We start from the raw sequence: 23,748 nt of genomic DNA on the forward strand, positions 1-23,748 counted from the left end.
GGCCCGACCGCTCTAGACCGCCAACACGCTGCACGGCACCTGGTACAGGATATGTTCGGTCGTGCTGCCCAGCAGCTTGTCCAGGCCGTGCGATTGGACTCTGCCCATCACAATCACATCCATGTGCTGCTCATCGGCAAACGTATCGAGCACCGAGACAGGGTGCCCCTCAATGAAATGCCGTCGGTCAGCGGGCACGCCATAACGCTCGGCGAGCATGAGGAATGAGTGTTCATGTGCGTTGAGCAATTGCCTGCCGAGGTCTGGAAGCGCCAAGCCCGCGCCGCCCATATCGCCCAGGTACAGGGAGGAAATGTCACAGGCGTACAGCAAGTGCAACTCGGCCTCACACTGTAGGGCGAAGCTGGACGCCTGCTGGATGATCCGCTCATTGATCTCGCTGTTCGGCGCCAGGGTATTGGAAACATCAACTGCCGCCACGACCTTGCGCGGCAAGGCAAGATGACCTTCGCCAAGCAGATAGACCGGCGTCGGGCAGTGACGCAGCAAGCGCCAGTCCAGGGGGGTGAAGAAGGCGCGCCGCAGTGCCGACTCGCGCTGCACTTGCTTGATCAGCAGGTCGGGCTGCAGGTCTGCCACGCGATCGAGGATGTCTTGCTGAATGTCGTCGGCCCAGGTGACCTCTGAAGTCACCTCGATGCCGCTGTCGCGCAGTTGGCTCACCTGATACTTCAACCAGTCGCGATGGTCTTGCAGGAAACCTTCGCGAGCCTCTTCCCGATCACCCTCTTCGAGCAGCGACAACAGTTTCCAGGGAGGGATCAAGGCGGCGATGTGCAAGCTTGCACCGCAGGTCTTGGCCAGGGCGCCCGCATGGTTCATGGCTTGGGATTGGCGCAGGGTCGGGTTGATGATCAGCAATAACCGTCGGTACTGGCTCATGATCGGACTCCAGGGGGCTTGCACGCTTGCCGCCGCCCGTGGGCCACTGTCGTGTTCGCCGCGGGATCAGGCACCTTCGTTGCCCATTCAGAATCCTCTGTCGAGGTGGCCCTGGCGTTGATTTATGTCAAATGCGTGCGCAAGACATGCCCATGCCCACCGGCAGTGGTCGGGCATACGCAGGCCTCAAGCCATCGACGTTTGATTTGATCTTTGATCAATGTCAATCGCGCCCCAGCCTGGCGGTCTACATTGAGCGAAAGCGCACGCGCAAGGCGCGGTGACAGGAGAAGGCAATGACGATCCTATTGGCCAGTCAGCGGGTGCGCCTGTATGACAGCAAAGAGCTCGATGACGTGCTGCAGGTGATGGCGCGCAAGGCCAGTACCCTGCTGCCCCCAGGTCACGCGGCACTGATTGGCATCCAGCGCCGGGGCGAACCGCTGGCTCAACGGTTGCGCCAGTACATGGCGCATCAGACCGGCCAGCCGGAACTGCCGCTTTACCCGCTGAAGGTCAAGCGCTACGCCGACGACTTGCAGGTGCTGCATGATTACACGCAACTGACCGAAAACCCGGCGCTGGACCGGGTGGACCTGGCCAATACCACGCTGCTGGTGGTCGATGACGTGCTGTTCGAAGGCCATTCGCTGCTGCGTACGTGCGCGTATCTGGCGCAACTGGGCGCGCGGCGGGTCTACACTGCCGTATTGGTCGACCGGCATACCTGCCAGCAACCGATCCGCGCCGACATTGTCGGCGTGCACCTGCAAGTCGCTGCCGCCGACATCGTCGAATGTAACGTGCCGCCCTTCGAACAGGCGTTTTGCATTGAAGTTGTGCGCCATGGCGCCGCCCGCTAACGAACGAAGGTCGGCGACCAAGGAGTCCTGCATGCTCACCCTGCCCCCGCTTCTTTTTGCCCTGCAAGGCAGCGAGTCCTACGCCCTGCGTGTGGCGCAACGGCTTGGCTGCCCATTGGCGCGCCATGAGGAGCGTGACTATGAAGACGGTGAGCATAAATGCCGCCCGCTGGATCCGGTCAACGGCCGCGAGGTCGTGGTGTTCCACGCCTTGTATGGGGATGGCGGACAGAGCGCCAACGATAAGCTGTGTCGTCTGCTGTTTTTCTGCGGCGCACTCAAGGACGCGGGCGCTCGCCACATTCAAGTGGTGACACCCTACCTCTGCTACGGGCGCAAGGATCGCCGCAGTCAGCCTCAGGATCCGACCATTACGCGTTACGTGGCGAACTTTTTTGAAGTCAGTGGCGTGGATCGCCTGATCACCCTGGAGGTGCACAATCCGGCGGCGTTCGACAACGCGTTTCGCCTGCCGGCGTGGAACCTGCCGTGCGCGCAACTGTTCGCCGAGCATTTCGCCAAGGTGGTCGGCGACGCCGACGTGGTTGCGGTTTCCCCGGACTCGGGGGGCATCAAGCGCGCCGAGCAGTTTCGTCAGGCCCTGGAGCAGCAACTGGGCCGCCCGGTCGGCAGCGCCTTGATGGAAAAACACCGGGCCCATACCACGCTGACCGGCAGCCTCCTGGTTGGCGATGTCGCCGGCAAGACGGCCATTGTTTTCGATGACCTGATCAGCACGGGGGACACGCTCAAGCATGCCGGCCATGCCTGCCAGAAGGCCGGCGCCGGACGCTTGTTCGCCGCCGCCACCCATGGGTTGTTTACGGCGGGTGGCCAACTGTTCGACTCGCCAATCTTCGAACACATCGCGATCACCGACACCGTGCCGCCGTTTCGCCTGCCCCCTGACGCCGTCACCCGTCAGTTGCGGGTACTGGACAGCACGGCCCTGGTTGCCACCTTTCTGGCAGAAAATGGCGCTTTTGATCACGCCTGAGCGGGTTGAGGGACGCCGCGCTTCATCCCTGACGGTCCGAAGGTTCGTGTGGGCTGGCACTCACCTGTTGCGCCAGATAGGTGATGAGCTTGTCCAGGGTGTCCACGTGTTGGTAGTCGCTTTCAGCAATTGCAATGCCCAGACTCCGATTCAGGGCCTCGAGCAAACGCAGCCAATCCATCGAATCCAGATCAACCTCTTCGCGCAATGAGCGATCAGCGCGCAGTTGCTCGATTTCAAGTTCCGGGGCAATGCCTTTCAAGGCGCGCAATACCTCATGGCGGATCATTTGCCGGTCCATCTGTCCTCTCCTCAAAGTGCCTCTGGCGTCTGCAATAAGCGACGGACTTCGCCGAGAAAGCGTGCACCGTAATGACCGTCACTGACACGATGATCGGCCGACAAACTGCAAATGACCGTCGGCATGACACACAGCTGGCCATCTTTCACCCAGGGCCGTTCACTGATACGACCGAAACCGACCAAGGCAACCTGGGGTGGGTAGATCACCCCCAATACGCTGTCTACGCCCTGGTCACCCAGTTGTGTGACCGTGATCCCGGCGCCTCCCAGCTCGGAGCTGCGCAGGGACCCGCCACGGGCGCGCTCGACCAGGCTGGCCAGTTCACTCATTAAATGAGTCAGCGAGGTGTCCGCCACATGGTGCAGAACCGGCGCAACCAGGCCACCGTGGCGCAAGGTGATCGCTACCCCGAGGTCGGTATCGAGTGCGGGCGTGAAGGCGTTATCCCGCCAGAAGCCATTGAGCTGCGGATAGTCGCGCAAGGCAAGAGCCACCGCCTTGAGCAGCAGGACATTGGGCAGCAGGCGCTCCTGAAGTGTGCTTTGCGCGTTGTGTGCCTGCAGCCAGGCCATCGCGGTATCCAGGGCGATGGTTTCGCTGAGGTAGTAATGGGGAATCTCGCGTTTTGACCGACTCATGGCCGCCGCGATGGTCTGGCGCATGGATTGGTCGGGGTCCTGAGGGTGCGTCACACGGGCGGCGGTTTCGATGTCCTCCAGGGTAATGGCACCCTGTGGGCCATGGTCTTGCAAATCATCGGTACTGAGCCCTAACTCGGCGGCACGCTTGCGCGCCGCTGGAGAAATCCGCAGGCGTCGGCCGGCCGGGGCTTGCGCTTCGATCAGCAACGGCTGCGTCGTTGGTGTTGTTCGTCGCGCATGTTGCGGATTCTCGCCTGGTTCCAGCAACCGGGCGATGACTGTCCCAACAGGCACTTTGGCGCCGACATCGATCAGCAGTTGCGCCACCGTACCCTCATGCCAGCACTCGACGTCGATGGCGGCCTTGGCGGTATCGACGACGGCAATCACCTGACCGGGCTTGACCCCATCACCGGGATGGACTTTCCATTCCAGCAACGTGCCTTCATCCATATCAGCCCCCAGGGAGGGCAACTTGAATTCGATCATCGTCGAGCCTCCTGGTCCGATACTCGAATGCGCCGTGTCATTGCGTTCATCCTGATGCCCCCTCGCAGAGTCGATGAGCGGCCGCGACGATCGTCGACACCTGTGGCAGGGCGGCCTCTTCCAGATGCCGGGGATAAGGTATCGGCACCTCGGCGCTGCACACCCGCGCCGGCGGAGCATCCAGCTCGTAAAAAACTTGCTCCATGATCCGCGTAATGATCTCGGCGGACAGGCTGCCGCTGCGCCACCCCTCGTCGACCACCAGGGCGCGACGGGTCTTGCAGACGGAAGCCATCAGCGTCTTGTCATCCAGAGGCCGCAGGACTCGCAGGTCGATGACTTCGCAATCAATGCCCTGCCCGGCCAGTTCCTGCGCAGCCGCCAGGCATTTGCCGAGTGTGCCGCCGTAAGTGATCAGGGTCAGGTCCTTGCCGGGCCGGCGGACCTTGGCGCAACAGATGTCCAGCGTCTCCCACTCACCGGTGTCACCCTCCAGGTTGTACAGCTGGGCGTGTTCGAATATCAGTACCGGATCCGGATCCAGCAGCGCTGGCCAGAGCATGCCGCGCGCGTCTTCGACGGTCGCCGGAGCGAGGATTCTGAGCCCCGGGATATGGGCATACCAGCCCTCCAGGCTGTGGGAGTGTTGCGCGGCGAGTTGGCGGCCGGCGCCTGTCGCCATGCGCACCACCAAGGGCACAGAGAACTGTCCACCGGACATGTGCCTCAAGGCTGCAGCCGTATTGATCAACGGATCGAGGGCGAGCAGGCTGAAGTTCACGGTCATGATTTCGACAATCGGCCGCATGCCCCCCAATGCTGCCCCGATACCGGCGCCCACAAAACCCAATTCAGACAATGGCGCATCTCGAATGCGCTCGGGGCCGAACGCCTCAAGCAACCCCAGTGAGACGGCATAACTGCCACCGTAGCGACCGACGTCTTCGCCCATCAGAAATACCCGCGGGTCGCGCTGGAGCGCCTCACGCATGGCCTCGCGCAGCGCTTCACGATAGGTCAGCCGAATGCTCATGGCGCCGCCCTTGGGGTGTAGACATCGCGAGACAACGCCTCGAGCGGCTCCAGGCTACCGTTTTCGGCATACGTCACCGCAGCTTCCACTTCAGCGTCCACCTGGGCCAGGATCGCCAGAAACCCGGGTTCGTCCAAAAGACCTTCGGCCTTGAGCCGGGCACTGTAGGTATGGATCGGCCCATGGGTCTTCCATCGCTCCACCTCGTCCTGGTCACGGTACAACTGTGGGTCGAACATCGAGTGGGCGCGAAACCGATAGGTGCGACACTCCAGAAAAAACGGCCCATGCCCTGCGCGGATGTGTTCAACCGCCTCACACGTGGCTTCATGCACCGCGATCACGTCCATGCCATCGACGGACCGGGCAGCGACGTTGTATGCCGAGGCTTTCGCACACAGGTCCGTTTGCGACTGCGAACGGTCCAGGGCTGTTCCCATGGCATAGAGGTTGTTTTCGCAGCAGAACAGCATCGGCAGTTGCCACAAGGCGGCCAGGTTGATGGACTCATGAAACGCCCCTTCCGCCATCGCGCCCTCACCAAAAAAACAGGCACAGAGACGCGACCCACGTTGCAGACGTTCAGCCAGCGCCAGGCCGACCGTCAGGGGCAAGCCACCCGCCACGATGGCATTGCCGCCGAAGAATCGTGCCGCGGCATCAAACAGGTGCATCGAGCCGCCACGCCCGCGCGAGCATCCTTCCTGGCGTCCATACATCTCGGCCATGATTGCATTCATGCAGACGCCCTTGATCAGGGCGTGGCCATGTTCGCGGTAGGTAGCGACCACCGCATCGTCGGCTGCCAGGGCATGGAGAACGCCGACGGCAACCGCTTCTTCACCAATGTACAAGTGCACAAAGCCGCGAATCTTGCCCTCCCCGTACAATTCGCCAGCCCGTTCTTCAAGACGACGGATACGCACCATGTCCCGTAGCAAGTCGAGTGCAATGCCCTGGGACCGTGCCGGCAGGCTCATGACGGGCGCTCCAGGCTGGACGTATCGCCTTCAGGCAAACCCAGTTCCCGGGCCTTGAGCAGACGGCGCATCAGTTTTCCGCTACGGGTGCGTGGAAGCGCTTCGACAAATTCCAGTTCCTTGGGCGCAACGACGGCCCCAAGGCGCTTGCGACCATGGCCGAGCAATTCGTCGTGCAGGGCCTGGCTGGCAGCGAAGCCATGCTTGAGTGAAACAAAGGCCTTCACGGTTTCGCCCAGCAATGGATCGGGTTTGCCAATCACCGCGGCTTCGGCCACGGCCGGATGTTCCATGAGGGAGCTTTCCACTTCAAACGGACCGATCAGGTGCCCGGCCGACTTGATGACATCGTCGCTGCGTCCAATGAACCAGTAGTAACCATCGGCATCGCGGCGCACAAGATCGCCGCTCAGGTACCACTCACCGACAAAGCAGTGACGATAACGCTCCTCCTGCCCCAGGTAGGCGCGGAACATGGCAGGCCAGGGCTGTTTCAAGGCAAGGTCACCGACCTCGTTGTCACCCAGAAACACCAGCGCTTGGCCTTGTGCTCTGGTGACAACCGCCGCCTCGACCCCCGGCAGCGGCTTCCCCATGGAACCGGGCTTGATGGGCATGGCCACCGTGTTGGCAATCATGATGCCGCCGGTTTCGGTCTGCCACCAATTGTCGTGGATCGGCAGCCCAAGCACCTCTTTGCCCCACCAGACCGCCTCGGGATTCAGCGGCTCGCCGACACTGGCAATAAACCGCAGGCTCGGAAAATGATGACTGCGCGCCAACGCTGCACCGGCTTTCATCAGGAGTCGAATGGCCGTCGGCGCCGTGTACCAGACGGTTACCTGTTGCTGCTCAAGTATCCGGTACCAACGCTCGGCATCGAATTCATTGCCCTCCACCACACTGGTGACGCCCAGCAACAGCGGGGCAAAGATCCCATAGGACGTGCCGGTCACCCACCCCGGATCCGCACTGCACCAAAAGACATCATCGGGGTGCAGGTCCAAGGCGTATTTTCCGGTGACGTAGTGGGTCAGCACCGCGCCATGGACATGCAGTACGCCTTTTGGGGTGCCCGTCGTACCGCTGGTGAAGTGTAAAAGTGCGGGGCTGTCGGCTGTCGTACCGGCAACGGTGAACGCCTCGTCTGCCTGCGCCAGCAACTGATGCAGGTTCAGCGTCCCCTCGATCTGTGCCGTGTCCCCACCCTGATCGTCAAACAGCAACACATGCTTGAGTGCCGGCAAACGCTCGCGAATGGCCGCAACCTTGCGCCGGTAGAGGGCTGCGCTGGTCAGCAACACACTGCCTTCGCCCAGACGCATACGCGTTTCAATGGGTTGCGGGCCGAACGCACAGAACAATGGCGACACCACGCAACCGAGTTTCAGGCCGCCGAGCACGCCAAGATAGAGTTCCAGCCCCCGGCCACAGAGTACGAATACCCGTTCGCCGGGCCTCACGCCCAGCGTCTTCAAGACACTGGCAAATCGGTTGCTCAAGGTGCTCAGTTCGCCGTAACTGATGTCGCAACCACCTCCATTGCGATCAAGAATGCGCAATGCCGTATGCCGTCGATGCGCCCCCTGCGCATGCCGATCCACGGCCTCATACGCGAGGTTCAAACCACCGCCCGGCAAACCCGCCAGGGCATGGGCTTGCACCTGCCAGGAAAAGGCCTCCCGAGCCTGCACGCTATCAAGCCAGTTCGGCGTTAACGGCAAGTCGGCCAGATTTTTCTTGAGGATCGCCCGATGCATGATGCCCCCTGGAGTAGCGAACTGTTGAGCAGAGCCCGCGACCCGGCCTGGCAATGGCTGGCGCCGCGCTGGCCCGTCGTTGTCGGTAGTCGTCATCGGCCGTCCCTAGACCGCCAGTACGCTGCAGGGCACCTGATAGAGAATATGTTCGGTGGTGCTGCCCAGCAGTTTCTCCATCCCCTGGTACTGGACTCTGCCCATCACGATGACATCCACCTGGTGCTTGTCGGCGAACTCGCACAGTGCCGAGACCGGCTGCCCCAGAATGAAATGCCGGCGGTTAGCGGGCACGCCGTACCGACCGGAGAGTTCCACAAATGATTTTTCCAGCGCTTTGCGCAGTCCCTTGTTCAGCGCTGACAGTTTCAAGCCATCGCCCAATTCCTCCAGGTAGTCCTGCGAAATGTCGTAGGCATACAGCAGGTGCAAGTCGGCATCACACTGGATGGCGAGACTGCAGGCCTGGCGGATGATGCGCTCATTCAGCTCGCTGTTTTCCGGCTGCCCCGCCGAGGCGTCGACCGCCGCCACGATCTTGCGCGGCAGGGTATGGTGAGTCCCGCCCACCAGATAAACCGGTATCGGACAATGGCGCAGCAAGTGCCAGTCCAGCGGCGTGAAAAATGTGCGTTTGAACACTGACTCATGCTGGATTTCCTTGATCAACAGGTCGGGCTGCAACGCGTTGACGTGATCCAGGATGTCCTGCTCCATGTCATCAGCCCACGCCACCTCGGTGCTCACCTCGAGCCCTCTGCTGCGCAGTGTGCTGGCCTGGTCCGCCAGCCAGTCGCGATGGTCCTGCAGGTAACGCTCCCGCGCCTTGTCCCGGTCGCCGGTTTCGAGCAACGACAACAATTTCAACGTCGGAATCAACACCGCAATGTGCAAACGTGCACCGCTGGCCTGGGCCAGGGCTGCCGCCTGGTCGATTGCCGGAGAATGGCGCAGGGCCAGGTGGGTGATGAGTAACAGCCGTTGATACTGGCTCATGTTCTGGCTCCAGGCAGAGGGCTTCAACGCTTGCCGCCAACCCTCTTAGGGCTCGGCCGTTGCGTCCACGCCGGCCCAGCACCAGCGTTGATTCAGGCTGCTCCGCTGGACGATGCCCGACGTTGATAAATATCAAAAACCGGTGTGAGGCCCGCAAACGGGCAGCGTTTCATTCCAGCGCACTTGATCAATATCAATCACCGCGCTTAGCCCTCCTTCAGACTGCCGAAAAGTCCGCTGCGGGCGTGGAGACGAGAATGAACAACCTGCAAGACGAGGTGATTGCCTTTCTCTCCAGGCCGTCCAGCTACGGCACTTCAAATGAGCCAGTGCAACGGATCGAGACCCATGGTTCGGTGATTTTTCTGCAGGCCGACCGCGCCTACAAACTCAAACGCGCCGTGGCGTTTGCCGAGCTGGACTTCCTCAGCCTGAAAAACCGAAAAATGGCCTGTCAGGCCGAGTTGTTACTCAATCGGCGAACAGCGCCGACGCTGTACTTGCACCTGCTGCCGATCACTCGCCAGGCCGAGGGCCGGTTGGCGCTCAACGGTTGCGGGCACGTGGTTGACTGGCTCGTGGTGATGCGCCGTTTTGCTCAGGATCGGCTGTTTGACCGCATGGCCGTTGAAGGGCGCCTGACTAAACCGATGATGGAACAGTTGGGGGCCGAGATCGCCCGCTTTCATGCCAATGCGCAAATCACCCCTGCTTTCGGTCGCCTCTCGGACCTGTATGAAGAAATCGAGAAGAACCAAAGGGAAATGTCGCGTTATATCCCTGTCCTCGACGCCGCGGCCGTCACCGCCATTGCTCACACCTCCCGGACCCTGTTGAAGTCGTTGACCGATTGCCTGGAAGAGCGCCGTCGCGCGGGCCGCGTTCGCCGCTGCCATGGTGATATGCGCCTGGCCAACATCTGCCTGCTCGACGGTCAACCAACACTCTTTGATGGCATTGAATTCAGTGAGCGGATTGCCTGCATCGATGTGCTCTACGACCTGGCTTTTGTACTGATGGATCTTCAGCACCATGGGCTGAACAGGTTGAGCGCACGCCTGTTGTCCAGTTACATCAACCACAGTGGTGGAGCGCAAGATTGCAAACCCTTGGCGTTGTTCCTGTCCTTGCGTGCGGCCACGCGCTGTTTTTCTCTCGCGGGTGCCGCGCTACGTCAGGCCGATCCGGCCAAGCGATACGAGAAAAAAGAAAAGGCCCTGCAATTGATGCACCAGGCGCTGAGTTACTTGCACGGCGAAAACCCGATCCTCAATCACCTGGCGATGACCGAGGCGGCTTCCTATACCTGAGCGTTGCTCAACATGGGCGTTTCATTCCGGGAAAGGAGGTTGGGCCGCTGACTCTTTCTCGGGGATATCCGTCATGGTTGCCTCGGTCAGCAGCAAGATACTGGCGACTGACACCGCATTTTCGAGGGCAATACGCACCACCTTGGTCGGATCAATGATGCCCGCTTCGAACATGTCGACGTAGTTGTTGGCAGACGCATCGAAGCCAATGTTCGCGGGTTCGGCAAGCATGCGGGCCACCACGACGCCGGCGTCGACGGCCGAATTTTCAGCGATGAGTCTGGCCGGCGCCTCCAGCGCCCGGCGAAGAATCTGCAGGCCGGTTCTGGTATCCCCCTCATGACGGGCCTCTTCGGCAGCGATAAGCGGGACGGCCTTGAGCAGCGCAAGCCCGCCTCCCGGCACAATGCCTTCGGCAATCGCCGCACGGGTCGCCGATATGGCGTCATCGAGTGCATCCTTGCGCGCCTTCATTTCCGCTTCGGAAGGCGCCCCGACGCGGATCACCGCGACACCGCCCGAGAGCCGGGCCAGCCGTTCCTGAAGCTTTTCACGGTCGTAATCGCTGGTGGTGCTGTCTACTTGCCCACGGATCTGCTGCAAACGCGCCTCGATGGCCTCGCGCGTACCGGCGCCCCCTATCAGTGCCGTGCTGTCTTTTTGCACCACGACTCGATGGGCCCGTCCCAACTGACTCAGTTGCACCTGTTCAAGGGGGACGCCCAGTTCGTTGGAAACCACCGTCGCCCCCGTCAGAACGGCCATGTCCTGGAGCATTTCCTTGCGCCGATCCCCAAAGCCCGGCGCCTTGATCGCCACCGCTCGCAGTACCCCCCGTATCTGGTTGACAACCAGTGTTGTCAGCGCCTCACCTTCGATGTCATCTGCGATCAACACCAGGGGTTGCCCGCTTTTGGCAACGAGCTCAAGCACGGGAAGCAAGTCTTTGAGTGCGCCGATCTTATGGTCACAGAGCAGCAAGTAGGCGTCATCGAGCTCGACCTGCATCTTCTCGGCATCAGTGACGAAATAGGGTGAGACATAACCCCGGTCAAACCGCATGCCTTCCATGACCTCGACCACTGTTTCGGTGGTCTTGGATTCCTCGACACTGACGACGCCTTCCACGCCGACCTTTTCCAGGGCGTCTGCCACCAGTTGACCGATCACCGCATCGTTATGCGCCGACAGCGTGGCGACCTGGGCCTTTTCCTTGGGCGTGCTGACCGGGCGCGACTGCGCTACGAGGGATTGGACGACCAGCAACAGGCCACGATCCAGGCCGCGCTTGAGGTCGATCGCACTGGCACCGGCGACGACGTTGCGGATGCCATCGGCCAGGATGGCATGGGCCAGAACAGTCGATGTGCTGGTCCCGTCCCCTACCGCGTCGCCTGTGCGCTCGGCCGCCTGACGCAGCATCTGCGCGCCCAGGTTTTCCTCGGGGTCGAGCAGGTCAATGCGTTTGGCGATCGTGACGCCATCATTGCAGACGGTCGGATTGCCCCATTTATTCTGGATCAGTACCGATTTGGATTTCGGCCCCAGCGTTACGCGTATGGCATCCGCCAACTGTGTGGCGCCACTCAGGATTTTTTCGCGAGCGGCCGCTCGGAACACGATTTTAGTGTGAGCCATCAGGGAACTCTCCCGGCCAGTTTTACAACAGGTGCGTTTTTTCAGCTTCTCTGAAGTGGCCCCAGGGACGTTGACTTTTATCAACAAACCGACAACGCCCTCGCGCCCAGGCCACCCAAAAAAAAGCACGCACCGCAGGCGTGACCGGCTGTCAGTTCATGTCCACGCATTGATAAAAATCAATTCGTGGAGCACCAAACCGAGTCCAAATGAAAAGGCGAAAAACGAGGTGTTCCCAGCGGGCTGAAAGAGCAAGCGATCTCTTTTTCGGTCACGGTAACCGGTCAGATCTTTCCCATTTCACGTGCAAGGAAAGTAGCCATGGACAAGTTTCAGCAGAGTCAAAAAGACAAACTGTTCAAATCATCCACCCACGACCCCTATAAGCTGCCGCGGGTTGAAGGATCTGCCATCTGCCCGCAGTGCAGCGCGGTCTACCAAGCCGGGAACTGGACCTGGAAACATCCGGAAAGCACGGTCATTCATGATGCGCACACTGTGACGTGCCCAGCCTGCCGACGGATCGAAGACCAGATGCCAGCGGCGACGGTGACGCTGTCGGGAAACTTCTTGCTCAAGCATCGAAACGAGATCATCCACCTGATCGAAAACACCGAAAAGAAAGAAAACGCCGAACATGCCCTGGAACGCATTATCCATCTCGGCGACTCAGCGGCTGATCTGATCGTGACCACCACCGGTATCCACCTCGCCAACCGCCTGGGCCATGCCCTGGAAGCCGCGTTCAAAGGGAAGGCCGATTACCAGTATGGCGACGATACGTACGGCTTGAGCGTCAACTGGACGCGTGACGAATAGCACCGGGCTCGGTTGCCTGAATGGGCGCGGCCTCAACGGGGAGCTTGATTGCCAGGACGCTGCAACCGGCATTGTCGAGAATCCCTTCAGCCGTCAACCCAATGCCCGAAGACAGCAGATGGTGATTGGCCGCGCCGATGACCAGCAGGTTGTAGGGACTGCGCTGCAGGTAGGCACAAATGGCATTCGCTGGGGCCCCGGGAATGAAATGCCGATGTTCACGGGCAATCCCATGCGCACTGGCGAAATCATCGAAAGCCTGCTTGCGGGCGTCGTACCGGGACAGGTCACCCTGATCTGGAGCATCGCTGTCGTAAACGCTGATCACATGCAATGAAGCACCACAGGCGCTCGCCAGGTGCTTGGCGGCCTCGATGATTGAATGATTGTCGCTGTCGCCCGCTTTCGCCTGGAACTCCATGTCGATGGCCACCAGAAACCGGCCGGGGACTTGAGTCGGGCCCGGTTGGACGTAAAGAACGGAGACCGGGCTGATGCTCAAGAGCTCCCAATCCTGGGGTGACAATCCACAATGCGCCACCCCCGGCCGCGCCTGCATGTCCTTGAGAATCAGGTCCGCCTTGAAACGATGGGCATAGGCGGCGTACTCCGCGGCGGAGGAGCTGGCGCAGACGACTTCAGGATGGGCCTCCACGCCCCTTTCCTGCAAACGCGCGCTTTCGTCTTTCAGCCACTTGTGACGCAGCGCCAATAGGCTCTGACGAACGATGTCGGGGCACTCGGCCCCTACCGGGCCGGCCGACTCCGCGCCATGGGGATCGGTGAAGGCTGCTATGTGCAACGGCACCCCCAAGGCACGTGCCAGATCACCCGCAAATTCGAGCCCGGGGCAGTGAGTCACTTGAGAAAAGGGGGCGAGAAACAGCAAACGCAATGGACGGATCATTACACACCTCGGCACATGGCGAAAAAAGCGCGGACGTTTGGGAAGCTGCGGCGTGCATGACGATCTGCCGCAGGCAGCGAGGCTTGAGCGCAGGCGCTAGGGCCTCACCTGCCCCTTGGCCAGTTCGATATGGGGCAGCCACAGGGTTTTGATGCAGGCTTCTTCTTCCTGTTGCGTAACGGGTTCAAGGGCCATCGGGTCCAGCATGTGCTGGTTGAGCATGGCCAGGCGCACCATGCCGTTTTTGTCGAGCAGAGAATGTGTCACGCATTCACACAACGACCGAGGCAGGGTTTTGGGCAGGGCATACATCTCGGCATTTTCAAACTCGACCTCTAAACGCACGGTGCACGCGTCGACCAGATCCTGCACCGCGTGAGAGGCAAAGCTGAACACCGTGAGGTAGCCCGCCATCAGTGCCATCGAGACCGACAGCAAGAAGGTTGCCTCACCCTTCCAGGACAGGGGCCCCATCCAGTGCAGGTATTGGTGCACAGCTTCCCTGCTCCAGTCCCGAACTGCGTGATACCGGCTCAAAAGCGTGTGGTTTGCCATGGCTGGATCTCTCGCCATCCTTATCAGGACTATGGCGTTCTGGGTTCGCGTGAGGCATCTGCGGGGAGGTCAATGCTGGAGAGTTCGACGCTATCGCGATACTCCGGCACCGACACCGACCACCCCAGCTCCTGACTGATTCGCCGGCGCAGCACATCCGACGCATTGGGTTCCCCGTGGACGACGAAGGTATGTTTGGGCGGGCGCTTGAACCCACGCAGCCACTGCATGATTTCATCGGCGTCGGCGTGCGCGGACAGGGTCTGCATCGATACCACCTCGGCGCGGATCGGCACGTCCTGGCCGTGGATACGCACCGACGGCGCACCGGCAATAATCTGCGCACCACGGGTGCCCCCGGCCTGGAAGCCTGGCATCAGCAGCGTGTTGACCGGATTCGGCGCCAACGCCTTGAGGTGATGGACCACGCGTCCTCCCGTCGCCATGCCGCTGGCGGCAATAATCACCGCCGGGGTGCGCTGCTGATCAAGCGCTCTCGATTCGTCGACGGTGTGGACGAATTTCGCCACATGGCACATGCCTTCGCAGTCTTCCATGGACAACCGGTGCTCGTTCCGGAAACGCTGGTACAACAGCGTGACATCGGTGGCCATCGGGCTGTTGAGGTAGATGGGAATATCCGGGATCGCCCGTTTGCGCTTCAATTGATACAGGTGATACATCAGCAGTTGAGCGCGCCCCACCGCGAACGATGGCACCAGGGTAATTCCTCGGCGCAGTGCCGTGCGGGTGACGACGTCGGCCAATTGCGCCTGTGGCGACTCGACCGGATGTTGACGATCACCGTAGGTAGACTCCACCAGCAGAAAATCCGCCTGCTCGACCGTTTCTGGAGCGAACATCACCGGATCGTCCGGGCGCCCCAGATCCCCTGAAAACACCAAGGTCTGGCCGCCAGCAATCACCTCCACCGTCGCGGCGCCCAGGATATGCCCGGCGCCACGAAACAGCAGGGTCATGTCCGGGAGGATTTTTACGCAGTGGTGCAGGTCCACCGGCCGCAACAGTTTCAGGGCTTGCTGGGCATCCTGCTCGGTGTAGAGCGGCAACGCCGGGCTGTGCTTGGAGAAGCCATGGCGATTGGCGAACTCGGCCTCCTCTTCCTGCAGGCGGCCACTGTCCAGCAGCAGGATTTTCACCAGCTCACAGGTCGCGGGCGTGGCGTAGACCGGGCCGCGGTAGCCATTGCGCACCAGTAAGGGCAGATAGCCGCTGTGATCAAGATGGGCATGGGTCAGGACAATGGCATCGAGGTCGCCGACCGGAAGCTGGAACGGGTCGCGATTGTGCAGTCGCAGTTGCTTGTAGCCCTGGAACAGGCCGCAGTCGACCAGCAGATGTTGGTTGCCATGCTCCAGCAGGTACTTGCTACCCGTGACCGTACCCGCGGCACCTAGAAACGTGATTCGCATGGCCATTGCCCTTGAACATTCAGAGGAGCGCTATTGATCGCTCCTTTTGGCCCAAGGGCAGTTGATTTTTATCAACTGCAGGCTCGATGGCACCTCGTTCAATCGAATGAGCGCACTGGTTTGACGATCATCAAACTGCACGGGGCCTGGTTCAACAGGCTCTCGACGGTATCCCCCATGAACCGTTCCGGCGCCTGGTGATAAACCGTGCCCAGCACCACCATGTCGAAGGCATGCTGCTGCGCGAACACGCCAATGACCTGGTGGGGAATGCCCGTCAGGAGATGTCGATGGGCATCCTTGACGCAATATCGCTCGGCAAGCACATCGAAAGCCTCTTGCTGAGTATCTTCAATCGCGTCCCTCAAGCTGTCATCAAGGCTGCTTGTCGGCACACTCATCGGGACATCGCCTAATTCTGACCACCGACTGACGTTGAGCAAATGCAGCTCGGCCCCGCAGCTGGTCGCCAGGGTAGAGGCCAGATCGACTATTCGGTCATTCAACCCCTGGGTCAGCTCTTCCAGATGGGACAAATCGATCGCCGCCAGGATTTTCAAGGGCTTGGGATTTCTGGCATTGGTCACCAGATGCAGGGGCGTCGGACACTCGCGCAGCAGGCGCCAGTCCAGAGGCCGGTGAAAGGCCCGGTCAAGTGCCGCCACGTAATGGGTGTCCTTGATCACCAGGTCCGGACGGAAGTCGTTCACGTACTCCAGCAGGTTGGTCAGGCTCGACCGTGCCCAGACCACTTCGGTGCTCACCTGCAGGCCAGCGCACCGGTAAAACCGGGCCTGCTGCTCCAGCCAATGACGGTGCACCTGCAAGTAACCCTCCCGTGCCTGGGCCATCGCCTCGTGGTCCAGCAGCCCGGCTACCGCCAACGCTTGAACATAATCGAACGCGACAATGTGCAACAACGCCCCGGTTGCACACGCCAAGGCATGCGCACGCTCAAACGCCGGGGTAAGGGTCATTTCGCTGGGGGCTATCAATAGAATGCGTTTGAGCTTGTGCATCACGTACCTCGCCCTGGTTTCTGCCTGCCCGTTGATTATTGGGTGTCATGCCGAGGGGGGGACCTGATTTTTATCAACGAATCAGGCTCTGCCGACAATGAAACGAATCGCTCTGGCTTAGTCCATCCATGGTTGATTCAGCTCAACCTTTTTCCGGCCTTGAGGTGTAGAACTACATTGACCGCTGGAGCTCATACGCCCGGCAACGCGCCCCGACTACCCGCCCCTCCTCCTGGAGCTTTGCCATGCTGGCAGTCACGCTGATCAATATGCTGGTGGTCATCATTGCCGTCGTGATCCACTACGAGTGCCTGCTGCGACTGAACGATTGGCTGCCGCGACTCAAACTCTGGAGCCGCTTCAGAATTGTCGTCGGGGTCTTCGGCGCTCTGCTGGCCCACGCAACAGAGGTCTGGTGCTTCGCGTTGGTCTACTACCTCATGGTGCACGCCGGTCGATGGGGCCGTTTGACGGGCAACTTCGACGGTTCACTGATGGACTGCGTGTACTTTTCCTTCACCACGTACACGACGATCGGCTTTGGCGATATTTCACCGGTGGGCGACATCAAGTATCTGACCGGGCTGCAAGCGCTGACCGGGCTGGTACTCATCACCTGGACTGCCTCCTTTCTGTTTCTGGAAATGCAGAAATACTGGAAACGCAAATAGTCGCTATCGCGTTCGAGTCAGGCGTTGCCATCAACCGTTGTACCTATGGGATCTAGACCGCCAAAACGCAGCAGGGCACCTGATACAGGATATGCTCGGTGGTGCTGCCCAGGAGCTTGTCCAAACCATGGGACTGGACTCTGCCCATCACGATCACATCCACGTTGTGTTCATCAGCAAATTCACTCAACACCTTGACCGGATGCCCGTCGATGAAGTGTCGACGATCCGAGGGCACACCGAACTGCCCTGCCAACCGAAGGAAGGACTTTTCCAGGTCCCTGCGAAGTTCTTTCGTCAGGTCAGCGAGCGTGAGGCCATCCATGTCCGCCAGGAAAACAGCCGAAATATCGCAGGCGTAGAGCAAATGCAGTTCGGCGTTGCACTGCATGGCAAGGCTGCACGCCTGCTTGATGATTCGGTCATTGAGTTCGTCGTCGGCGGACTCGACATCCGATACTTCGACGGCCGCGACAATCTTACGGGGTAAGCCCAAGCCACTGCCGCCCACCAGATAAACCGGTACCGGACAGTGACGTAACAAATGCCAGTCCAACGGGGTGAACAAGGCCCGCTTGAGCACTGAGGCATGGTCAATTTCCTTGATCAACAAGTCGGGCTGCATCTGCGTGACGTCATCGATGATGTCTTGCTTGATGTCCTGCGCCCACGTCACCTGCGTGGTCACCTCAATTCCCCGGCCACGCAAGTTCTGCGCCTGAGCCTCAAGCCAGCTGCGATGGTCCTGCAGGTATTGCTCGCGTGCCAGTGTTCGATCGCCCTTCTCAAGCAGCGATAACCTTTTGAGCGAGGGGATCAGCGCCGCAATATGTAAACTCGCGCCGCTGGCCTTGGCCAGTGAGGCTGCATGATTCAAGGCTGGGGAATGACGCAGCAGCGGATTGATGATCAGTAACAGACGTTGATACTGGCTCACGATCAATCTCCAAGTGAGGGGGAAACTCGACGCAAACCGCTCATGGCCAGGCGTCAGCGATTGGCCCGGACCGCCAGAATGCTGCCGGGCACCGAGTACAGCGCGCGCTCTGTGTTGCTACCGATCAACCGCTCGACACCCGTGCGGTGCACCGTGCCCATGACCACGACATCGGCCAGGTACTGCTGGACAAACTCACTGATCACCGGCACCGGCAGGCCCATGACGAAATGCCGGCGCTCGGGTGGCACGCCATAACGCTGCGCCAATGTAATAAACGCCTGGTGCAAGGATTGGCGCAGTTCATCGATCACGTCCACGCCCCAACCGCCCCCGGCCAGTGGTGCGTCGCTGTTGAACGCGGGCGATAAGTCATAGGCGTACAGCAGGTGTAACGGCGCATCGCATTGCAGGGCCAGGGCGTTCGCCGTCTGAATGATGGTGTCGTTCAGTCCGCTGATGTGTGTCGAGGGGTCGAACGGGTCCACTGCCGCGACAATTCGGTGAGGCAAGCTGTAGCGGACCTGGTTGACCAGGTGCACCGGGATCGGGCACTCACGCAACAAGTGACAATCAAGTGGGGTAATGAACACCCGCTTGAGCACGGGTTCGAGGGTGACATCCTTGATCAACAGATCGGGCTTGAGATCCTCGACGGTCTTCAGAATGTCCAGCAGCGGATGGGTCGTGAAGACGGTTTTGACGGTTGCCTGCAGCCCCAGGTCGCTGAGGCGGTCCAGTTCTTCGGCCTCCCAGCGACGGTGGCGACGCAAGTAACGCTGCTGCGCGGCATCGTCGACTTGTTCTTCCCAATAATGAACCACCGGCGCAGGTTCGACGAAGGCTCGCACCTCCAGTACGGCGCCGGCCTCCATGGCCAACGCGACGGCGCGCAGTCTGTGCTGGCGACTGGTGCAGAGTTTGATCAGCGATCAAGAGAAAACGTTGATATTTACCCATCACACACCTCCGGTCATCGCCGGCCATCGAGTGTCGGCAGGGTTCAAGACTGCGCGCCTTCATCGGGCGCCGTTTGATTTACATCAAGCACAGGCCAACCCGTGCCGTCGTCCCGGTTGTCTGATCCAGATCAGATCCAGGCGTGGGCAAGGGTGTAGAACAGCAATCACACGCGGCAGTTGTGTCGCGCTCCCGACTTGCCAACCGCACTGGAGGAGTACTCCCATGCTTAACGTCAAAGAGCACAATGATCGGGCTGCGGCGGCTTACACCGCGGTCACTGGGCAACACTGGATTGAAGCGCTCACGGATGGGCGCCACGTGCTGATCCGGCCACTGGCGCCAAAGGACCGCGACCGTGAATACGCGTTCATCAAGCGGCTGTCCCCCGAATCCCGGCACATGCGCTTTCTCGCGCAGGTCAATGAGCCCGGTGCTGCGATGCTCAATCAGTTGATGGACACGGACAACAAGCAGCGTATGGCCTACATCGCCCTGGTCCATGAAAACGGGCAACTGATCGAGATCGGCGTCAGCCGTTACGCGACCACCCGCGAGCATGAGTGTGAATGCGCCGTGACGGTTGCCGATGAATGGACCCACCTGGGGCTGGGCACCTTACTGATGGAGCATCTGATCAAGGCCGCCCGCAAGAATGGCTTTCACCAGATGTACTCGGTGGACGCCTCCAGCAATGCGCCAATGCGCGACCTGGCCAAGGCGCTGGGTTTCGAGACGCACAATGACCCTGACGACAGCCGTCAGGTCATTCACCGGCTTTACCTGTAAAAAATCGCCCCGCGATGTTCCGGCCAACGGTTCATCGCGGGGTGATCCATCCCTCAGGATTGCAGCATTTTTCCCGGTTTGATCGCGAGCACACTGCACGGCGCCCGATGCAGAAGTTGCTCGGCCGTGGTGCCCAGTAGTTTGCTCAAGCCCTTGTGCTGCACCGTGCCCATGACAATGACATCGGTGTCGTGCTCACCGACAAATGCACAAATGCTCGGCACGGGGGCTCCCTCTACGAAGTGCCTGCACTGCGGTGGCACGCCGTGGCGTTCAGCAATGGCCGAAAACGCTTCATGCTGGGCCTTTCCCAGCATTTCATAGAGCCCGGTGGCCAACGGCAATGCACCAAAGCCCATGTCCTGGGCGTACACAGCCGTCCAGTCATAGACATGCAGCAGTTCGAGATTGGCTTCACAGATGGCGGCCAGTTTGGCGGCTGCATCGATAATCTGGTCGTTGAACACCGTGTCCTGCTCCTCGTCGCGCAGCACATCAATGATGGCCACTACGTTGCGCGGCCGGGCATTCAATGGCGTAGTCACCAGGTGCACCGGCACAGGACAGTCACGCAGCAACTGCCAATCCAGCGGTGTGAAAAATACCCGCTTGAACGCCGACTCTTCCTGGGCATCCTTGATGATCAGTGCCAGCGGCATTTCATTGATGAAGTTGAGGATTTCCTCGTAGGGATGCTGAACCCACACCACCTCGCTGGTCGCCTCCACGCCATGCTTGCTCATTAATGCGGCCTGATCGGCGAGCCATTGGCGATGGGTTTGCAGGTAGCCATCCCGCGCCAGGGCGAATTGCTCTGGGGCGAACAATCCCGACACCGCCAGGGCCTGTGAATAGTCGAACGCCACGATGTGCACGGGCATTTGCATCGCCAGCGCCAACGCCGCGGCCCGGTCGAAGGCCGGGGTGCGCGTCATGGCTGGAGGGGCGATCAAGAGTAAACGTTGAGTCTGCGACATGGGGCACCTCGGCACGCGGCCATTTCAATCCAGTAATAGAGTTACAGATTGATCGCTGCCAGCGTTGGGCATTTGATTTTTGTCAGTGACGTGCGCGATGTCCGTCAGGAAATCCACAAGCCTGCCCACATCGCCAGTGTCAGCAACACTTGGCCCGGTATCACATGAGCGGCGAAGCCTCGCCCGCCGCTGACCCACGCCACCACGCATTTGCTGATGGAGTTGCTGCTGATCGCAATCAGCACGGGAACGGCAACGGCATCGAAGGATAACTGGCCGGACTTGGCCAGCGTGGCGATCGAGGCCGTGGAGGCATGCGCATCGGCAAAACCGCTGAAGGTGGCGGTCAGCATCACGCCTACCTGGCCGAAATAGCTGAGCATCATGGAGGACACAAAGGCGATGCCGGTCATGGTCAAGGTGACAATCAGGGCCAGTTTGAGATTGAACGCCCCCCCGACCTTGATCGGCTGGCTGGCACCGGACGCCGGCTTGGGGAAGATCAGGCACAAGCCATACAGGACTGTTGCGCCAGCACCGCCGGTCAGGGGACCCCACATATGGCGCAGCAGGCCGGGGTCGACCGCCCCCAGAATCAGGCCGACCTGAGTGACGGTGGCGATATTGGACAGGATCGCGGCGGCGCTCAGAACCTTCATGTTTTCCGGTTGCCGGGCGACAAGATGGCCCATGGCGGCGATCGTCACGATGCTGGAGGCAAATCCGGAGGCAATGGCGCTGATTGCATAGCCATAACGGGTTCCCAGGGTTCGAACGGCGATGTGCCCAACCGCTCCCACCGCCATGAGCAATACAGTCAGGCTGCAAATAGTGCGCAGATTGATCGCAGCATAGGGACCGATGAAACGGTCAGGCGCCAACGGCAGCACAACCAATGCAGCCGTCAGGAGGATGAGGCCGTCGCCCAGCTCCGCATCCGTCAATTGGCTGCGGGCAAAGTGGTGAAGCTTCTCTCGATACGTCAGCAGTCCGGCCAGCACCACGCCGATAGCGATCGCCAGCTCCGGGCTCCTGCCGCACAACGCTCCCAGCACCAGCACCGTCAACAACGCCACTTCGCTGGTCACGCCGGGGTCGTCGCTCAGGCTTCGCCAGTAAGCCACTGTGACGAGTAGTCCCAGGGTGATGGCCACGATGCCTACCAGCAAGCCGCCCCCGACTTGCATCGCCCCATACCCCAGCAACGCCGTAATGGCGAATGTCCGCAACCCCGCACAGGCGCGGGTCTCGCCCTGCCCCTTGTGCCGTTCGCGTTCAAGACCGATGAGCATGCCAATCCCCAGCGCAGCAGCTGCACCGGTCAGCCCAACGGCCCCGTTCATTGGGTTGTCATCTGGCTGAGCGGCGCCCGGCACTGGACCACATCGTTACTCCACGGGGTCGGCACAAACGCGCTTGCCCTTGGTGACGTAAGCCGTTTGCCGGCCGGGCTTGCGTGGTGTGTCATGTGCCAGGCCCGCGCTACTTGGCCAGACATGGGGCGCCGCGATGCGGGCCTTGAGCAGGCCAACAAATGCCTGTGCTTCCCCCCGGCTGTTGAAGTTCACTTTAAAGTCATCCATGCACACGACCCAGCAATGGCTTGCCCGTTGCTCCTCGATATCAATGATCATAGCGACCTCCGTATTACGTCGAGAATCAGCGCGCATAGCCTCACGGCGTAATCGCGACCTTCATCACACCGTCCCGTTGGTGAGCAAACAATTCATAGGCCGCTTCAATATCATCGAGTTTGAAGCGGTGGGTCACCAGCGGCGACAGGTCCACACCACCGCTCTGCACCACCGCCATCAAGCGGCGCATGCGCTCCTTCCCGCCCGGGCACAGGGTCGTGACAATGCTGTAATCGCCCAACCCGGCAGCAAAGGCGTCCAAGGGAATACGCAGATCGCTGGAGTAGACGCCCAGGCTCGAGAGCCGTCCCCCCGGACGCAGCACCCGCAACGCCGATTCGAACGTGCCCTGGGTACCCAGGGCCTCGATGGCAACATCGACACCCCGGCCATCGGTCAGGGCCATGATCTGCTCGACCACGTTGCCGTCCTTGAAATTGACGACATGGGTCGCACCCAATTGTCGTGCAACGCTCATGCGCTCGGCCACGGCATCTACGCCGATGATCGTCGTCGCGCCTTTGAGCCGTGCACCGGCGACCGCGCACAGTCCGATGGGGCCCAGGGCAAACACCGCAACGGTATCGCCAATGTTCACCTCACCCCGCTCAGCCCCGGAAAATCCGGTGGACATGATGTCCGGGCACATCAGCACCTGCTCGTCACTGAGCCCGTCGGGAATGGGGCATAAATTGGCAAGTGCGTCCGGGACCAGCACGTACTCGGCCTGGCAGCCGTCGATGGTGTTGCCGAACTTCCAGCCGCCGATAGCCCGAAAGCCATGGCGGGTGTCCGGCCCGTCCTGGGAACCGCAGCCACACAGGCAGGCGTAACTTTGGCCGCTGGGCGTGATGGCGCCGGCGATCACCCGTTGCCCTTCGACAAACCCGCGCACCTGTGAGCCCAGCCGCTCGATGACGCCAACCGGTTCATGGCCCACGGTCAACCCTTTGGCCACCGGGTACTCGCCACGCAGGATGTGCACATCGGTGCCGCAAATGGTCGTGGTGGTGATACGCACCAATGCGTCCAGCGGACCGACCTCAGGGACGGGCTTGTCTTCCAGCACGATCCGGTTCTTTTCAACGAAAACCGCCGCTCTCATGGTTGCCACGGGGATGCCTCCTTAACGTATG

Annotated in this window: 23 protein-coding genes and 1 pseudogene; 6 read left to right on the forward strand and 18 right to left on the reverse strand. The window is 60.7% G+C overall.

Going from position 1 to position 23,748, the window contains the following annotated elements; all coding sequences use genetic code 11:
- Positions 1-12: 12 nt before the first annotated feature.
- The gene (locus Q1W70_RS27005; protein WP_166591826.1) at positions 13-903 is read right to left on the reverse strand and encodes a universal stress protein; all 891 of its coding nucleotides are present in this window, start codon (positions 901-903) and stop codon (positions 13-15) included.
- Between the two features lie 296 nt (positions 904-1,199).
- On the opposite strand from Q1W70_RS27005, the gene Q1W70_RS27010 reads away from it, so the two are divergent.
- Complete coding sequence (locus Q1W70_RS27010) at positions 1,200-1,766, forward strand: phosphoribosyltransferase family protein (RefSeq protein ID WP_166591827.1); 567 nt, start codon at positions 1,200-1,202, stop codon at positions 1,764-1,766.
- Between the two features lie 31 nt (positions 1,767-1,797).
- Positions 1,798-2,763: a ribose-phosphate diphosphokinase gene (locus Q1W70_RS27015; RefSeq protein ID WP_166591828.1), complete on the forward strand. Its 966-nt coding sequence runs from the start codon at positions 1,798-1,800 to the stop codon at positions 2,761-2,763.
- Between the two features lie 22 nt (positions 2,764-2,785).
- Here Q1W70_RS27015 and Q1W70_RS27020 read toward each other — a convergent pair whose 3' ends face one another.
- Genes Q1W70_RS27020 through Q1W70_RS27045 form a run of 6 tightly spaced genes read right to left on the reverse strand, consistent with a single transcriptional unit; the run spans position 2,786 to position 8,963 of the window.
- Positions 2,786-3,064: an acyl carrier protein gene (locus Q1W70_RS27020; protein WP_166591829.1), complete on the reverse strand. Its 279-nt coding sequence runs from the start codon at positions 3,062-3,064 to the stop codon at positions 2,786-2,788.
- Between the two features lie 11 nt (positions 3,065-3,075).
- Positions 3,076-4,197, reverse strand: coding sequence for a dihydrolipoamide acetyltransferase family protein (locus Q1W70_RS27025; RefSeq protein ID WP_302098434.1), 1,122 nt, complete (start codon positions 4,195-4,197; stop codon positions 3,076-3,078).
- A 46-nt stretch (positions 4,198-4,243) separates the two neighbouring features.
- Positions 4,244-5,230: an alpha-ketoacid dehydrogenase subunit beta gene (locus Q1W70_RS27030; protein ID WP_166591831.1), complete on the reverse strand. Its 987-nt coding sequence runs from the start codon at positions 5,228-5,230 to the stop codon at positions 4,244-4,246.
- Positions 5,227-6,210: a pyruvate dehydrogenase (acetyl-transferring) E1 component subunit alpha gene (pdhA, locus tag Q1W70_RS27035; protein ID WP_185818355.1), complete on the reverse strand. Its 984-nt coding sequence runs from the start codon at positions 6,208-6,210 to the stop codon at positions 5,227-5,229. Before pdhA ends, Q1W70_RS27030 begins: the two co-directional genes overlap by 4 nt.
- Entirely contained in the window at positions 6,207-8,066 is a 1,860-nt protein-coding gene (gene acsA, locus Q1W70_RS27040; RefSeq protein ID WP_302098435.1) for an acetate--CoA ligase, read from the reverse strand. Before acsA ends, pdhA begins: the two co-directional genes overlap by 4 nt.
- Positions 8,067-8,075: 9 nt before the next feature.
- The gene (locus Q1W70_RS27045) at positions 8,076-8,963 is read right to left on the reverse strand and encodes a universal stress protein (RefSeq protein ID WP_166591833.1); all 888 of its coding nucleotides are present in this window, start codon (positions 8,961-8,963) and stop codon (positions 8,076-8,078) included.
- A 257-nt stretch (positions 8,964-9,220) separates the two neighbouring features.
- On the opposite strand from Q1W70_RS27045, the gene Q1W70_RS27050 reads away from it, so the two are divergent.
- Positions 9,221-10,273 (forward strand): phosphotransferase, encoded by a 1,053-nt coding sequence (locus Q1W70_RS27050; protein ID WP_302098436.1) that lies wholly within the window; start codon positions 9,221-9,223, stop codon positions 10,271-10,273.
- A 21-nt stretch (positions 10,274-10,294) separates the two neighbouring features.
- On the opposite strand, the gene groL is transcribed toward Q1W70_RS27050, so the two are convergent.
- Complete coding sequence (gene groL / locus Q1W70_RS27055; protein ID WP_166591869.1) at positions 10,295-11,911, reverse strand: chaperonin GroEL; 1,617 nt, start codon at positions 11,909-11,911, stop codon at positions 10,295-10,297.
- A 321-nt stretch (positions 11,912-12,232) separates the two neighbouring features.
- On the opposite strand from groL, the gene Q1W70_RS27060 reads away from it, so the two are divergent.
- Positions 12,233-12,730, forward strand: coding sequence for a BCAM0308 family protein (locus Q1W70_RS27060; RefSeq protein ID WP_166591835.1), 498 nt, complete (start codon positions 12,233-12,235; stop codon positions 12,728-12,730).
- Here the strand turns inward: Q1W70_RS27060 and Q1W70_RS27065 are convergent.
- The 4 genes from Q1W70_RS27065 to Q1W70_RS27080 all read right to left on the reverse strand — a co-directional run bounded on the left by Q1W70_RS27065 (position 12,708) and on the right by Q1W70_RS27080 (position 16,644).
- The gene (locus tag Q1W70_RS27065; RefSeq protein WP_166591836.1) at positions 12,708-13,637 is read right to left on the reverse strand and encodes a universal stress protein; all 930 of its coding nucleotides are present in this window, start codon (positions 13,635-13,637) and stop codon (positions 12,708-12,710) included. The two genes, Q1W70_RS27060 and Q1W70_RS27065, sit on opposite strands and share 23 nt — an antisense overlap.
- 96 nt (positions 13,638-13,733) lie before the next feature.
- Positions 13,734-14,192 carry a hypothetical protein gene (locus tag Q1W70_RS27070; protein WP_166591837.1) on the reverse strand — a complete coding sequence of 153 codons (459 nt, stop codon included), beginning with the start codon at positions 14,190-14,192 and terminating at the stop codon, positions 13,734-13,736.
- A 29-nt stretch (positions 14,193-14,221) separates the two neighbouring features.
- The gene (locus Q1W70_RS27075; RefSeq protein WP_166591838.1) at positions 14,222-15,625 is read right to left on the reverse strand and encodes an MBL fold metallo-hydrolase RNA specificity domain-containing protein; all 1,404 of its coding nucleotides are present in this window, start codon (positions 15,623-15,625) and stop codon (positions 14,222-14,224) included.
- A 98-nt stretch (positions 15,626-15,723) separates the two neighbouring features.
- Complete coding sequence (locus tag Q1W70_RS27080; RefSeq protein WP_166591839.1) at positions 15,724-16,644, reverse strand: universal stress protein; 921 nt, start codon at positions 16,642-16,644, stop codon at positions 15,724-15,726.
- Between the two features lie 245 nt (positions 16,645-16,889).
- On the opposite strand from Q1W70_RS27080, the gene Q1W70_RS27085 reads away from it, so the two are divergent.
- Positions 16,890-17,315, forward strand: a complete 426-nt coding sequence (locus Q1W70_RS27085) for a potassium channel family protein (RefSeq protein ID WP_166591840.1) — start codon at positions 16,890-16,892, stop codon at positions 17,313-17,315.
- Positions 17,316-17,367: 52 nt separating this feature from the next.
- Here Q1W70_RS27085 and Q1W70_RS27090 read toward each other — a convergent pair whose 3' ends face one another.
- Complete coding sequence (locus Q1W70_RS27090; protein ID WP_166591841.1) at positions 17,368-18,252, reverse strand: universal stress protein; 885 nt, start codon at positions 18,250-18,252, stop codon at positions 17,368-17,370.
- A 53-nt stretch (positions 18,253-18,305) separates the two neighbouring features.
- Positions 18,306-19,212: pseudogene (locus Q1W70_RS27095) on the reverse strand (universal stress protein).
- Between the two features lie 225 nt (positions 19,213-19,437).
- Between Q1W70_RS27095 and Q1W70_RS27100 the strand changes: the two are divergent.
- Complete coding sequence (locus Q1W70_RS27100; RefSeq protein WP_166591843.1) at positions 19,438-20,001, forward strand: GNAT family N-acetyltransferase; 564 nt, start codon at positions 19,438-19,440, stop codon at positions 19,999-20,001.
- Positions 20,002-20,054: 53 nt separating this feature from the next.
- On the opposite strand, the gene Q1W70_RS27105 is transcribed toward Q1W70_RS27100, so the two are convergent.
- The 4 genes from Q1W70_RS27105 to Q1W70_RS27120 all read right to left on the reverse strand — a co-directional run bounded on the left by Q1W70_RS27105 (position 20,055) and on the right by Q1W70_RS27120 (position 23,726).
- The gene (locus tag Q1W70_RS27105) at positions 20,055-20,978 is read right to left on the reverse strand and encodes a universal stress protein (RefSeq protein WP_166591844.1); all 924 of its coding nucleotides are present in this window, start codon (positions 20,976-20,978) and stop codon (positions 20,055-20,057) included.
- 104 nt (positions 20,979-21,082) lie between these two features.
- Complete coding sequence (locus tag Q1W70_RS27110; RefSeq protein WP_166591845.1) at positions 21,083-22,321, reverse strand: MgtC/SapB family protein; 1,239 nt, start codon at positions 22,319-22,321, stop codon at positions 21,083-21,085.
- Between the two features lie 45 nt (positions 22,322-22,366).
- Positions 22,367-22,612 carry a hypothetical protein gene (locus Q1W70_RS27115; protein WP_166591846.1) on the reverse strand — a complete coding sequence of 82 codons (246 nt, stop codon included), beginning with the start codon at positions 22,610-22,612 and terminating at the stop codon, positions 22,367-22,369.
- A 40-nt stretch (positions 22,613-22,652) separates the two neighbouring features.
- Positions 22,653-23,726, reverse strand: a complete 1,074-nt coding sequence (locus Q1W70_RS27120; RefSeq protein WP_166591847.1) for an NAD(P)-dependent alcohol dehydrogenase — start codon at positions 23,724-23,726, stop codon at positions 22,653-22,655.
- Positions 23,727-23,748 lie beyond the last annotated feature (22 nt).

This window comes from Pseudomonas kielensis (assembly GCF_030505375.1).
Lineage (GTDB): Bacteria > Pseudomonadota > Gammaproteobacteria > Pseudomonadales > Pseudomonadaceae > Aquipseudomonas > Aquipseudomonas kielensis.

Coding starts and splice junctions, on each gene's coding strand:
- Q1W70_RS27070 (WP_166591837.1), bottom strand. CDS start 14,192: ATGGCAAACCACACGCTTTTGAGCCGGTATCACGCAGTTCGGGACTGG.
- Q1W70_RS27025 (WP_302098434.1), bottom strand. CDS start 4,197: ATGATCGAATTCAAGTTGCCCTCCCTGGGGGCTGATATGGATGAAGGC.
- Q1W70_RS27105 (WP_166591844.1), bottom strand. CDS start 20,978: ATGTCGCAGACTCAACGTTTACTCTTGATCGCCCCTCCAGCCATGACG.
- Q1W70_RS27020 (WP_166591829.1), bottom strand. CDS start 3,064: ATGGACCGGCAAATGATCCGCCATGAGGTATTGCGCGCCTTGAAAGGC.
- Q1W70_RS27015 (WP_166591828.1), top strand. CDS start 1,798: ATGCTCACCCTGCCCCCGCTTCTTTTTGCCCTGCAAGGCAGCGAGTCC.
- Q1W70_RS27050 (WP_302098436.1), top strand. CDS start 9,221: ATGAACAACCTGCAAGACGAGGTGATTGCCTTTCTCTCCAGGCCGTCC.
- Q1W70_RS27075 (WP_166591838.1), bottom strand. CDS start 15,625: ATGCGAATCACGTTTCTAGGTGCCGCGGGTACGGTCACGGGTAGCAAG.
- Q1W70_RS27110 (WP_166591845.1), bottom strand. CDS start 22,321: ATGAACGGGGCCGTTGGGCTGACCGGTGCAGCTGCTGCGCTGGGGATT.
- Q1W70_RS27065 (WP_166591836.1), bottom strand. CDS start 13,637: ATGATCCGTCCATTGCGTTTGCTGTTTCTCGCCCCCTTTTCTCAAGTG.
- Q1W70_RS27080 (WP_166591839.1), bottom strand. CDS start 16,644: ATGCACAAGCTCAAACGCATTCTATTGATAGCCCCCAGCGAAATGACC.
- Q1W70_RS27100 (WP_166591843.1), top strand. CDS start 19,438: ATGCTTAACGTCAAAGAGCACAATGATCGGGCTGCGGCGGCTTACACC.
- Q1W70_RS27045 (WP_166591833.1), bottom strand. CDS start 8,963: ATGAGCCAGTATCAACGGCTGTTACTCATCACCCACCTGGCCCTGCGC.
- Q1W70_RS27030 (WP_166591831.1), bottom strand. CDS start 5,230: ATGAGCATTCGGCTGACCTATCGTGAAGCGCTGCGCGAGGCCATGCGT.
- Q1W70_RS27060 (WP_166591835.1), top strand. CDS start 12,233: ATGGACAAGTTTCAGCAGAGTCAAAAAGACAAACTGTTCAAATCATCC.
- Q1W70_RS27115 (WP_166591846.1), bottom strand. CDS start 22,612: ATGATCATTGATATCGAGGAGCAACGGGCAAGCCATTGCTGGGTCGTG.
- pdhA (WP_185818355.1), bottom strand. CDS start 6,210: ATGAGCCTGCCGGCACGGTCCCAGGGCATTGCACTCGACTTGCTACGG.
- Q1W70_RS27085 (WP_166591840.1), top strand. CDS start 16,890: ATGCTGGCAGTCACGCTGATCAATATGCTGGTGGTCATCATTGCCGTC.
- Q1W70_RS27005 (WP_166591826.1), bottom strand. CDS start 903: ATGAGCCAGTACCGACGGTTATTGCTGATCATCAACCCGACCCTGCGC.
- acsA (WP_302098435.1), bottom strand. CDS start 8,066: ATGACGACTACCGACAACGACGGGCCAGCGCGGCGCCAGCCATTGCCA.
- Q1W70_RS27010 (WP_166591827.1), top strand. CDS start 1,200: ATGACGATCCTATTGGCCAGTCAGCGGGTGCGCCTGTATGACAGCAAA.
- groL (WP_166591869.1), bottom strand. CDS start 11,911: ATGGCTCACACTAAAATCGTGTTCCGAGCGGCCGCTCGCGAAAAAATC.